Origin of the sequence: Micromonospora sp. CA-244673 (assembly GCF_050948395.1) — a bacterium.
Classification (GTDB): domain Bacteria; phylum Actinomycetota; class Actinomycetes; order Mycobacteriales; family Micromonosporaceae; genus Micromonospora.
Map to the genome: position 1 here is coordinate 3,295,116 of NZ_CP192019.1, position 12,936 is coordinate 3,308,051.

7 protein-coding genes are annotated in these 12,936 nt (G+C 66.8%); 2 read left to right on the forward strand and 5 right to left on the reverse strand.

Annotated elements, in window-relative coordinates; translation table 11 throughout:
• Positions 1-1,069 precede the first annotated feature (1,069 nt).
• Both ACQP12_RS15340 and ACQP12_RS15345 read left to right on the forward strand, forming a co-directional pair.
• Complete coding sequence (locus ACQP12_RS15340; protein ID WP_433288564.1) at positions 1,070-8,122, forward strand: FG-GAP-like repeat-containing protein; 7,053 nt, start codon at positions 1,070-1,072, stop codon at positions 8,120-8,122.
• Between the two features lie 26 nt (positions 8,123-8,148).
• On the forward strand, positions 8,149-8,391 hold the full coding sequence (locus tag ACQP12_RS15345) for a hypothetical protein (protein WP_433288566.1): 243 nt from the start codon (positions 8,149-8,151) through the stop codon (positions 8,389-8,391).
• Between the two features lie 558 nt (positions 8,392-8,949).
• Here ACQP12_RS15345 and ACQP12_RS15350 read toward each other — a convergent pair.
• The 5 genes from ACQP12_RS15350 to ACQP12_RS15370 all read right to left on the reverse strand — a co-directional run bounded on the left by ACQP12_RS15350 (position 8,950) and on the right by ACQP12_RS15370 (position 12,867).
• Positions 8,950-9,207, reverse strand: coding sequence for a DUF2470 domain-containing protein (locus ACQP12_RS15350; protein ID WP_433288568.1), 258 nt, complete (start codon positions 9,205-9,207; stop codon positions 8,950-8,952).
• A 64-nt stretch (positions 9,208-9,271) separates the two neighbouring features.
• A complete protein-coding gene (locus ACQP12_RS15355) occupies positions 9,272-9,859 on the reverse strand; it encodes a polysaccharide deacetylase family protein (protein WP_433288570.1) in 588 nt (195 codons plus the stop codon).
• Between the two features lie 143 nt (positions 9,860-10,002).
• Positions 10,003-11,118 (reverse strand): MGDG synthase family glycosyltransferase, encoded by a 1,116-nt coding sequence (locus tag ACQP12_RS15360; protein WP_433288572.1) that lies wholly within the window; start codon positions 11,116-11,118, stop codon positions 10,003-10,005.
• Positions 11,112-11,933, reverse strand: a complete 822-nt coding sequence (locus ACQP12_RS15365) for a COG4705 family protein (RefSeq protein ID WP_433288574.1) — start codon at positions 11,931-11,933, stop codon at positions 11,112-11,114. The genes ACQP12_RS15360 and ACQP12_RS15365 overlap by 7 nt, the downstream gene beginning before the upstream one ends.
• A gap of 244 nt (positions 11,934-12,177) precedes the next feature.
• Complete coding sequence (locus ACQP12_RS15370) at positions 12,178-12,867, reverse strand: response regulator transcription factor (protein ID WP_433288576.1); 690 nt, start codon at positions 12,865-12,867, stop codon at positions 12,178-12,180.
• Positions 12,868-12,936: the final 69 nt, after the last annotated feature.

Genomic DNA, 12,936 nt, shown 5'->3' on the forward strand with positions numbered 1-12,936 from the left:
CTGCCGTCCGGCGTGGGGGTGTTTCGCGCTCGGATCCTCAGCACCGGCACCTGAGCGTGCACGAACCCCGTGCCGCAGATGCTTCTTTAGATCAGGTCATAGCAGCGCGTCGGCCGTGTGGTCAGCCGGCTCGAACAGACGCCGGATTGCCTGCTGAAGGCCAAAAGTCTCGCTGGCCAACCTGAACACCTCGTCCTTGAGCCGCCGCCGAGACCCGCCAGAGGCAGGCGGAGTCCGGTCCTCTAACGAATGCTGTTCAGGTCCTCGAGGACTTCGTAGAGACGCATGAGGCCCTGCCTGGTCTCGCCCACGACCAGAAGAGCTTGCTCCTTGGGTGACCACCTTTGCGTCGAGCTCCGACGCGAGAGCGCCCAGCTCGTCGGCTTGGAGCTCCGCACACTTCACCGCCCAGACGCAGCGGACCGCACGCCACACTCCGGTCGCGGCCCGCCGGACATCCGAGAGTGTGTCGCGCATCTCCACAGCCAGTTGCCGCGCCCAGTCGACCGGGTCTGTCGCTGAAGACGGCTCGCGGTGCGGGGCGAGTCGTTCCATCAGTGCCCAGATTGTCTCCTCTGCCCGGCCGCCTCCTTCATCATGATCGTTGTTGATGGCGCTGACTGACCTCTTCGGGAAGACCGGAGAGGTCAGCAACTCGCGTCTGGACTCGGGTCCCTGGAGCTTGTGTTGGCCTTAGATGGCCGAACGACGGTACGCGGCGTTAGAGCAGCATCCTGCGCCCTGGGCTCGCCTTCGCCTCCGGATGAACCGGCGGATTCCGTGTGCACCGCCAGCCGATGTCCTGCTCGCGCAGCGCGAAGCTCTCGTCGCCTCGGCATCGGGCACGTCTCGGCTAGTCCCGACGGCGCGAGGTATCACGGCCGGTTGCCGAGGCGTGGGTTGCGGCAGGTCGGCGTGTTGCTGTTGATCACCTTTGGTGAGCTGGGCGGCCGTATCTGTCCGGTTCTGGGCGCGTCATCCTCACCATTTGTGTTCGGGCCTTGACGCCGAGGGGTGGTGATCTTAACCTCCTCGATCACTTGGCTCGTGGATTCGGGGGAGCGACGTGGTGGGTGGGTTGGGTTCGTCGCGGTTGTTCGCGCGGCTGGGTTGGTTGGTGCGGCGTGGGGCGTTGCCGATGGCGGTGGCGGTGGGTTTGTCGTTGTTGCCGTTTGTGCCGGCGCAGGCGGCGCCGAAGCCGTCGGCGGATGCGGTGCCGCGGGATCGTTCGGTGCCGGTGTCTGCGGTGAAGCCGAAGAAGGCTGCGCTGCCGGCCATGGAGAAATTTAAGCCAGCCGCGGTGTCGTGGCCGTCTGCGGCTGCAGCGGTGGTGGACCTACCTGTTGCGGCCGACGGGGCGCGGCGGCTTGCCGCCCGAACGAAGGTCGGCGGGCTGCCAGTCGCCGTCGCCCCTGCTCCGGTGTCTGCGAAAGCGGCAGCGGGAGCGGCTGGCGATGCCGCTGTCCCGCCTCGGGTGGCTGTGCGGGTGTTGGATCGGGCGGCGTCGCGGCGGGCTGGGTTTCCGTTGGCGGTGAAGGTGGCGCGGGCGGATGGCCGAAGTGAGGCTGGTCGGGTCGAGCTTGAGCTGGACTATTCGGCGTTCCGGCACGCTTACGGCGGGGACTGGGACTCTCGACTCCAGTTGGTGTCCCTACCGGCGTGCGCGTTGACGTCGCCCGAGTTGGTGGCGTGTCGTGAGGCGAAGCCGTTGCCTACGGTTAATGACTACCGGGCGGGGGTGTTGCGTGCCGAGGTGGAGGTGACGCCGGACCTTCCGGTTTTGTCGGAGAAGGACGCTGCCGCGGCCGGCCTGGACCGCCCGGCTGCCGTCGGTGCTGCCGAGCAGACGGTTGTGGCGTTGAGCTCGACGGGTTCGTCGTCGGACACTGGTGACTATTCGAAGACGGATTTGAGCGCGTCTTCGCAGTGGACGGCTGGCGGTTCGTCGGCGGACTTTTCGTGGAGCTACGACATTTCTGGTCCGCCGGTGCCCGGGGAGTTGGAGCCTGAGGTGTCGCTGGGCTACAACTCGGGCTCGGTTGATGGGCGCACGGCGGGTGAGAACGTGCAGCCGTCGTGGCTGGGGGAGGGGTGGAACTACCAGCCGGGGTTCATCGAGCGGTCGTACCGGCCGTGCTGGGATGACAGGGAGCCCACCACCACGTATTGGACGGCTGCGAACGGGCTGCCGGATGCGTGTTGGCGTTTAAACAACGCCCGGATTTCCTGGCAGGGCCGAGCCACGGAGATTGTCCTTGGTGGCGATGGGGTGTGGCGCTTGGCCGACGATGACGGTTCGAAGGTCGAGTTGTTGTCGGATGATGGCAGCGACGTCACGTTGAACTGGCACAACGAGCGGTGGCGGATTACCACCGGCGACGGCACTCAGTATTACTTCGGTCAGTCTGTTCTTCCGGGCACGACGACGCCGACCAACTCGGTGCAGGGGCAGCGGGTGGTGTCGAACGACAGCGGCGAGCCGTGCTTTTCGACGGCGTCGTTGGCCGCGTCGAGTTGCGCGATGGCGTATCGGTGGAACCTGGATTACGTCGTCGATGCGCACGGCAACTCGATGGTGTACTACTACAAAAAGGAGTATAACAAGCAACGGGTCATCGGCAGCACGTCGACCATCGCCACTTATGACCGCGCGGCGCAGCTGGACCGCGTCGAGTACGGTCTGCGCGCGGGTAGCGAGAGCACGACGACGGCGCCGGCCAGAATTGTGTTCAGCACCGGCGATCGCTGTCTCACCTCGTCGTGTGCCACACACGACAAGGCGAACTGGCCGGACACCCCGTGGGACCTCGCATGCTCGGCGAGCCCGTGCGGTCCAGCGTCGTTCTGGTCGACCCGGCGCCTCATCAAGATCGAGTCGCAGACGTGGACCGGGGTCGGTACCACCTACAACCCGGTGGATCAGTGGGATCTGACGCACCAGTTCCCGTCCACGGGCAACGGCACCTCGCCCGTACTGTGGCTTGCCACCGTCACACGTACCGGTAAGGCCAACGGAGGCAGCATCGCCCTGCCGGCGATCACCCCCATCGGGGTGCGTTTTGACCAGCGCGCCGACTACGACCCGCAGGGGACGATGGCCCAGCCCCGCAAGTGGCGCATCGCGCAGATTGACAACGAAACGGGCGGGCGGATTCAGGTCGACTATGAGGCGACCGACCCTGGCTGTAAGTTCGGCTCGCCGTTCCCGGACCCGGACAACAACAGCAAGCGGTGCTTCCCCCAGTACTACTACCCGCAGCAGGCCCCCGAGGGCTGGTCCTGGTGGCACAAGTACATCGTCAAGTCCGTCACCGAGAAGGACCTGGTCGGCGGCTCCCCGGACGTCCTCACCAGCTACAGCTACTCCACAGCCGGCTCGTCAACACCGGTGCTGTGGGGCCACGACGACGGCGCGGCCACCTGGGCGTCGTTCATGCCGAAGCGGTCGTGGGCCGACTGGCGTGGCTACTCCACCGTCACCGTCACGACCGGTCCATCCAGCGGCCCGCAAACACAGACGAAGTATCTGTACTTCCGCGGCCTGTCGAAGGACTACACCGACAGCGGTGAGAACCGGGCAGCCTCTATCACCAACTCCCTCAACCAGGTATCCACCGACGACAAGCAGCGAGCCGGCTTCCTTCACGAGAAGATCGAATACGCCAGCCCGGGTGGCCAGGCTCTGATCAAAACGATCTCCACTCCCGTGTCACACCAAACCGGGCAGCGGGTGCTCAGCAGCGACTGGGCCATCCCGACCACGCACACGTCGTACATCAACCGCACCGCACAGGAGTCGACCTACACCTGGCTGGCAGCCACCAACACGTGGCGGTCGACCCGCGTCACCAACACCTGGAACCCGAGCACCGGTCTACTCACCCAGGTCGACGACGCAGGGGACACCGACGCCGCCGCACCCGCCGACGAAACCTGCACCACGTACACGTACGCCAGCAACACCACGGCCAACCTGCGCCGCTTCGACGGCACCGGCCCGTCAGCCATCAACCCGCGGCCCAGTGTGGTGGCTGCCGACTGGTCCGGCTACGACATGACCTCTCCGGCCGGAGACTTCAACGCCGACGGCAAGACCGACCTGATCGCCCGGCGGCCGTCCGACGGCAGCCTCTGGCTTGCTCCCGGTGACGGCGCCGGCGGCTACGGCACCGCGGTGAAGATCGGCAACGGCGGATGGAACATCTACCAGGACCTCTTCTCCCCAGGCGACTTCACCGGCGACGGCAAACCGGACGTTATCGCTTCCAAGCCAGACGGCACGCTGTGGCGGTACGACAACGCCACTAACCTGGCCAACCCAATCCAAATCGGAACCAGCAGCTGGCAGTACTACGACCTGTTTTCTCCAGGCGACTTCAATGGCGACGGCAAGAGCGACGTGCTGGGACGCAACAACACCAACGGCGCGCTGTATATCTGGCCGGGCACCGGCGCCGGCCGCGTCAACCCCGGTGTGCAGATCGTCGCCTCCGGCTGGGACGCCTATAGCCAAGCCTTCGGCTGGGGAGACATCACCGGCGACGGCAGGACCGACATCATGGCCGCCGACCAGGCCGGCGTCTGGCTGTTTGCGGGTAACGGCACCGGCGGCTACGCCACCCGCGTGCGCCTGGCCACCGGCCTGATCGGCCTGGACACCGACTGGTTCATCGCCACCGGAGACATCACCGGCGACGGCAAAGCCGACCTACTCGCCCGCCAACAGCGCTACCTGACCTCGCCTCAGGCCAGTCAACACACCGAGGCGGTTTCCTGCCCGGCCACCCCAAGCTTCCCCGCCGACGCCCTCGGCGACACCCGCTACTACTTCGACCAGCCCAGCACCGACAACCCGGTCCTATCCGCGCTCCCCGTTGTGGGCGACGTGACCCGCACCGAGCAGGCCGACAAGTACAACGGGTCAACCCCCAACTGGATTACCACCGGCGAGGTGACCTACGACCAGTGGGGACGGCCCACCACTGTGAAGGACGCCCTCGGGCGGGCCACCACCACCGCCTACACCCACGGCGCCAACGGGCTCCTGGCCAGCTACAAGACCACCAACCCCGCCTCGCACCAAACGACAACCTCCGTCGACCCGGCGTTGGGCGTGCCGAAGACAACCACGGACGCCAACGACAAGACCACCATCGCCGCCTATGACGCGCTTGGGAGGCTGACCAAGGTATGGCTCCCAGGCCGGTCCACCTCCGGCACTGGCAACCAGGAATACACCTATTCCATCACCAAAACCGCACCCAGCTTCGTGGAAACAAAGGCCCTGGGTCCCAACAACAACCACATCAGCTCTTTCGAGATCTACGATGGGCTTTTGCGGCTACGTCAGACCCAGAGCGCCGCTCCCGACGGCAAACGGGCCATCGCTGACACGCAGTACGACGGCCGCGGTCTAGCGAACAAGGTGTCCACGTTCTACAACAGCGCCTCTGGACCCTCCGGCGTCCTTGCCGGTTTCGCCGACACCGGCGTGGCTACTCAGCAGCGGGCGTCCTACGACGGGCTCGAACGGCAGACGATCGGGGCGTTGTGGTCGCTGGGCACGCTGAAGTGGCAGACCGCCATGAGCTACGACGGCGACCGGGTCACTGTCGACCCACCCGACGGCGCGGCCCCCACCACGACCATCGTCGACGCCCTCGGCCGGAAGGCTGCCCTTCGTCAGTACAAGGGCTCAGCGCCCAGTGGCGACTACGACGAGACTCGATACTCCTACGACCACGTTGACCGTCTCACCGGCATGACTGATACAGCCGGGAACGCCTGGAGCTACGGCTACGACCTGCTCGGCCGGCAGACCAGCCGAGTCGACCCCGACGCCGGCACCACTACCTCGTCATACGACGACGCAGGGCAGTTGGTCACCACTACAGACGGCCGTGGTGAAGTCCTGGGCCGCGTGTACGACAACCTTGGCCGGCTCACCCAACTTCACGATGACACCACCAGCGGCCCGCTACGTGCCTCCTACGTCTACGACACCCTGGCCAAGGGGCAGCTCACCTCGTTCACCCGGCACGTCGGCTCCGATTCCTACACCACCACAGTCGCCGGCTACACCGATCTGTATGCCCCGACCGGCAGCACCGTCACCATCCCCACCGTTGAAGGCGGCTTGTCTGGTAGTTACAGCACCAACAGCACTTACAACCCGGACGGCTCACCCGCCGCCACTGAACTACCCGCAGTAGGCGGCCTCCCGGCCGAAACATTGACTTACAGGTATAACGACGTGGGCTTGCCCACCACCCTCACCGGCGCCATCACCTACGTCGCCTCAACCGAATACACCTGGGACGCCACCGTGTCTCGTCGCCTACTCGGCGCCGCCGGCAAACAGGTGCGCCTCACCGACACTCGCGAGCAGGCCACCCGCCGGCTGACCAGCAGGCAAGTCGACACTGAAGACCAGACCACGCCTGGCACCTTCGACGACAAGGCGACCAGCGAATACGGCTACGACCAAGCTGGCAACATCACCGCCATCGCCGGCAAAACCAACGGCACTCGCGACCAGGTCGAATGCTTCCGCTACGACTACCTACGCCGCCTCACCGACGCGTGGACCGAAGCCGACTGGACCTGCCAAACCCCACAACGAACGGGCGCCGACCCCTACCAACTGTCGTGGACCTACGACACGGTCGGCAACCGGCGCACCCAAAGCAGCCATAGCCCGACCGGCACCACCACCGCCACCTACAGCTACCCCGCTGCGGGCGGTCCCGACCCCCACCAGCTCACCAAGGTCGACTACACCGGCGAAACCACCCGCACCGACAGCTACGACTACGACAACGCCGGCAACACCACCACCCGCACCGTGAACGGCAACTCCCAAACCCTCACCTGGGATCCCGAAGGCCACCTCGCCACCACCGTGGAAAGCGGGCAGAACACCAGCTACGTCTACGACCCCGCCGGTAGCCGGTTAATCCGGCGCGACTCTGGCGGTACCACGCTTTACCTCGGCGCCACCGAACTACACCTCAGCGCCGACGGGCAAATCGACGGCACTCGGTACTACCAGCACGGCGGCGTCACCGTCGCGGTACGCACGATCACTGGCCTCACCTGGCTCGTCGCCGACCATCAGAACACAAGCCAACTCGCCATCAGTCCCTCCAACCTCGACATCGCACGTCGACGCATCATGCCCTTCGGCGAGCCTCGCGGCCTCCAATCTAACGACTTTCCTGGCGAGAAGAGCTTTGTCGGCGGCACCCAAGACCCCACCGGACTTACCCACCTCGGCGCCAGAGAATACGACCCCACGATTGGGCGATTTATTAGTGTCGACCCAATAGTCGATGTCGACGATCCGCAGCAGTGGAACGGATATTCGTACGCCAACAACACGCCCGTGACCAGTAGTGATCCCACGGGCCTGATTCCCAGTGACTGCCTCGAGTTCGACTGCCATGGCTACGATCCTCGGCCGTTGAAGAAGGGCGACGGGCGCGGAGCCGGCGGATGCCCTCGCGGTTGTGGTACTAAGCGGAACCTCGAATGGGGCGCGACGCATGCAAGAAGTACGACACGCGCACGAATTCACCGCAGCGGCACGAACGCCGGAGCCTTCCGTGGCCCGGGTCATCGCGGTTGCCCTCATCCGGACTCCTGCCTCAGCAACGAGGAGAGAGAGTCGCGTCAGGAAGCCGCGGAGCTTCTGCAGAAGGACGAGCATCTGCAGCTCGATCCTGTGAAAGAATGTGACGACGACGATGCTGCATGCGCGATGGCTTCGCGAGGAAAGCGGGTCATCACTGAGCAACTTACCCAGGAAGAAAAGAAGGCGCTCGAGGACAAAAAGGCGGGCCGTCCATTCGACAGGAAGGCTTATGCCCGAGCTAAGAAAAAGACGGACACAAACGAGAAGGCGGCTGGAAGTCGGGATCAGCAGAAGAGGCAGAGTCAGTACGGCGCTGGTGAGCGGCAGAAGAGGGCCCAGGAGGCCGGTGGCGAGGAAGGTCAGGGCGTGCAGGTGCGAGCACCGAATCCGGACGCTGCGGCTGGCGCTGCTGAAGCCGTAGCCACGATCGGGATCATCCTGTGTATCATCACCGTTTGCATTTTCAACCCGAACCTTGCAGGCGCATAGTGCAGCGATCCAGAATGGAGTGCCCGTTGCCTGGAAAAGACGTAAGTGACCCCAAGGGGCATTGGTCCTGCCGCTACTATTCGATTTCGCTGCCGCTGGGCGAGGGTCAGGGCAATGTTGCTGCTCTCCTGCGGCACGCTGCCGATTCCATCGACAGCCTCACTGAGGCGGGCGAACTTGAAATCGTCGGATTGATGTACACTGATGGTGAGGTAAATGAATACGGTGAATGGCCTTCGATCACCGTATTCTACAACTCTGGGCAGTAGTAAATGCCGCTGGATGGGTTGGTTCCTGAAAAGTGGACCCTCGAGCCTTGGCGTCTGGCAGAAAAGGAGCCGCCGGATGGCCTGGCCTTGCAAGTGGGGAGCAGATTGCGTGTAGGTTGGCGAAGTACTCACCGCGCCCGAAGTGCTCGCTCTGACCTCTGGTATTGACCTCGAGCGGTGAGGCCCAGTCAGTGCAGGATAGCCTCGTCGTCGCAGTCCCTCGTAGCCCGAGCACGCCGCACGCTGTCCTTGTAGGCGAGAGCCTGCGACCCGCGGCGAGACGGTGCTACGAGGTCCCGCTCCGCAAGCGAGTCCTGCTGGCCCGACAGGGCCAGTTCGGATCAACCACCCCGTCGCCCCGCGAACCAATCGGCCGCAAGGGCGAGGCGTAACGCACACGGCGGCGGGCCCCTCGGATCGATCCGAGGGGCCCGCCGCCGTGACAGCGCACGGCCCGACTTCACGCGTGCTGCCGGGCAGATGAGGATACCCGGCTGTCGTCGCCCGTCGAGCCGTAGCGCTGCCCGCACCGTCGGGCATCGGTGAGGCGGGCGACGGTCAGCCGGCCGGTCGTGATGAGGTGCCGAGGTGGTGCAAACCTCCCGGTGCATGCGTACCAGCTCCTGAGGGATCTGCGCCCGTTGGGTCAGCCGGTGAGCGAACGGGATGCTGACCGGGACTTCGGTGCCGCCCGACGATGGCGGCGAACGCGATGCTGTCGGCGTCCAGGCTGGTGGTCCTGGCCTGGGTGGCGGTTGGTTGGCCGCCCAGGGTGCGGCAGATGAGCAGCGCGTCCTCGGCGTGATCGTCGTTCATGTGCCGGCTGACGGCCCACCTGGACAGCCGCTCGGTATTCCGCTGGCTTGGCCGGCAGCCGAGGCTATAGATGAACCAGCCCGTGCTCGCTGAGCGGGCCGATGTCGAGGCCGCGCGCTCGGCAGGTGGTCAGGATCGCGGGCAGCGCCCCGATGGTGGCTTCCCACGAGTGGGGGGCGGCACAGTGGTCGCTGTCATGCAGCAGGACTGTGGCGCCGCCTGTGAGTCCGCGCCGCACCGTGCGGAAGACTGAGTCGGGAGTGGCCCGCCGTGTCCAGTCGCGGCCCCAGCAGCTCCACAGCACAGGGGTGAGGCCGAGGCGCCGGGCAGCCCTGACCGCAGCGGTGCTGGCGATCCCGTAGGGCGGCCGCCACCAACGCGGCGTCATCCCGGTCAGCTCCGAGATGACCGCCGTGGCGCGGGTCAGGTCGACAAGGGTTTCAGCGGGGCGGCGCGTGAGCAGGAGGCGGTGCTCGTATCCGTGCACGGCGATCTCGTGTCCGGCGGCGGCGATGGCTTGGGTGATTGACGGGTGCTGTTCGGCCATCTCGCCGAGCAGGAAGAACGTCGCCCGTGTCCCGGTGCTGTCGAGCAGCCGCAGCAGTTCGGGGGTCGCCTGCGGATGCGGGCCGTCGTCGAAGGTGAGGGCCACGTGTGCAGAGTCGCCGATGCCCGCCGTGGCGGGCAGGAGGCGCCGGCGCAGCGGCCCGACGGCGGCCAGTGCCGGCCCGGCGTGGGCAACTGTCAGTACTGTGGCGGCCGCCGCAAGCACCCGGGCCGTCGTACTGGGGACCCTCATGCCGCCATGCTCCCGGCGGGCGGGGCGACGATCCCGGCGAGTCCGGCGATTACCTCAGCCGCATCGGCGCTTGCCGCCGCGGCGGCAAGCGCCGCGCGCTGCCGGAGGATCGCGCTGCCGTCCAAGGCCAGGCTCAGCTCAGCAGCGAGTTCGTGTGGGGTGTGTGGCCAGGGCGACAAGTTCGCCGCCGCGAGCACGGCCGCATTGGCGGCGCCGTGCCCGGGCAGGCAGCGGTAGCTGATCAGCGGTACGCCGCTGGCCATCGCCTCCACGCTTGACAGTCCACTGGCGTTGTGGACGACGACGTCAGCGGCGCGCAGCAGTTCCGGCATGGTGCCGACCCAGCCCAGCGCGATCGCGTCGCCCGATCGGCCGAGCCGGCGACGCAGAAAGTCGTTGCGTCCGCAGACCACTACCGGGATGGCGGTGCCGCTGGCGGCGGTGTCCCGCGCGGTCCACTCGACATCGCCGACCCCCCACGAGCCGGCGACGACCACCGCGAGGCGCTCGTCGGTCGGCAGCCCGAGCCGGCGGCGGGCCGCCGCCTTCTCGGCGTTGTGGTGAACCGGCCGGAACGCCGGGTCGACGATCGGGGATACCGGGACCGCCTGGAAGCCGTGCCTCTGTACCTGCGCGGCGGTCGGGAGCCCCGGTGCCAGGTGTACGTCGATGCCCGGTGCCACGCACAGTGTGTGCACGGAGGGGTCGGTCATCACCGCGGCCGTGGGTGCGGTGACCCGGCCGCAGCGGCGGAGTCGTCCGAGGACCTGAGTGGCCAGCGGATAGGTGGAGATGACCACGGCGGCGGCCGGGTCGATCGCGGCCAGCATCCGCCCTGCGGCGGCACGGGCCGACAGCGCGGCGGCTTGCGCCGACAACCGTGGGCCGGCAGCGGCACGCAACAACCACCCCCATGTCGCCGGCGCGGTACGCAACTGCCGGGCGTATGTGCTGCGCAGCGCGCAGCCGAGGCCGGGCGGCAGCAGGTCGAGAAAGTCGAGCCGGAGCACCGGGAACCCCAGCCTGGTCAGCCGGCGGGCGAGCTCCCGTGCCGCGCCGTCGTGTCCGGCGCCGATGCTGGCCGAGATGACCACGACCGGCCGGGTCACCACGACCGAGTCCTGACCCGCTGCGCCTGCGCGTCCAGTGCCGGCTGGTCACGCTTGGAGACGCTGAGGTACGCGACGACGGCCAGGATCGTGAGGAGGAAGACGAAGCTGGTGACCACGGTGCCGAAGCCGAGGCCGCCCTCGTCGCCGGGTTGGGCGAGCAGGTCGCCCAGCGACGCGCCGAGCGGCCGGGTCAGGACGTAGGCGATCCAGAACGCGACGACGGCGCCGAGCCCGATGAACCGGTGCGCGAGCCAGACGGCGGCGATGAGGGCGGCGAAGATAGCCGCGGCGACGGCGTACCCGAGTCCCAGTGCCTCGGCGGCCAGATCTCCCGCAGCGGTGCCCAGCGCGAAGGTGAACAGGATCGCGAGCCAGTAGAACGCCTCCCGGCGCGGCGTGTCGATCGTGTGGATCGACAGGGTCTTCTCCGCCGCGTACCAGACGGCGAAGGTGGCTCCCAGCAGCACGGCGAAGACGACGGTGGTGACCTCGAGCGGCACGCCGATGTTGTCGACGAGGTTGTCGGTGATCAGCGTGCCCACGATGCTGATCAGCACCACGACGAGCCAGTACCGCGCAGGAACATAGCGGACGGTGCGGAACTGCAGGACGAGGACGATCGCGAGCAGGACACTCATCACCACGGTGGTCAGCGTCAGGCCGAGCCCGGCGGTGACGTTCAGGAAGTCGGCGAAGGTCTCGCCGACGGTGGTCGCCAGGATTTTGATGATCCAGAAGAAGACGGTGACCTCCGGCGCCTTGCTCAAGAAACGGCGGAACGGACGGTCGACATCAGGATTCGCGATGTAGGTCATGGCGGAAGGCTGACAGCGGCGTGCTAAGAGATCGCTGAAAACCGCTCAGCAGGCAGTTCAGCGAAATCTCAGGATCCGGCCCACTCGTCGCGCCACATCCGCCGCCCGCGCCTCAGCACGGCGCCTTCTCGCACCGCACACGACCGGCGAACGCCGAGGGCGGCGGAACCCTGACCGGCCGGGGTCCGACAGGCCCGCGTTGGCCCGGCCGGTCACACGGCCAATGGACGGGGCAGGTGCGCCGTCACGCGCCGCCGTCGGTGGCCAGGCGGTAACCCACCCCCCGGACGGTCTCGATCGCCATCCGGCCGAACGGGTGGTCGATCTTCTTGCGCAGGTAGCCGACGTACACCTCGACGATGTTCGGGTCGCCGCTGAAGTGGGCGTCCCAGACGTTCTCGATGATCGCGGTCTTGGTGACGACATGGCCACGGTGGCGAAGTAGGAACTCCAACAGCGCGAACTCGCGCGGTGTCAGCGCGACCGGGGTGCCACCGCGGGCGACGCGGCGTTCGGCCGGGTCGAGACTCAGGTCACCCGCGCTCAACACCGCGGGGCGTTCCGGCGCGCCGCGACGGACCAGGGCGCGCAGGTGGGCGATCAGAACGACGAATGAGAACGGCTTGGTCAGGTAGTCGTCCGCGCCAAGGTCGAGGGCGTCCGCGTGGTCGTACTCACCGTCCTTGGCGGTCAGCATCAGCACCGGGGTCCAGATGCCGCGCCCACGCAACTGCCGGCACACCTCGTAGCCGCTGAGCCGGGGCAGCATGATGTCCAGCACGATGGCGTCGTACGCGCCGTGCGGCGCCTCGGTGGCGGTCCACAGGCCCTCGGACCCATCGTGAACGAGGTCGACGGTGAAACCCTCCTGGGTGAGCCCGTCACGGATCGTCTCCGCCAGACCCACCTCGTCCTCGACGACGAGCATCCGCATCCGCAACCTCCCTGCTTCCGACCTAGATTGCCCGAGTCTGCTGAGAAAGCGCTGAACCGTGACTTTCAG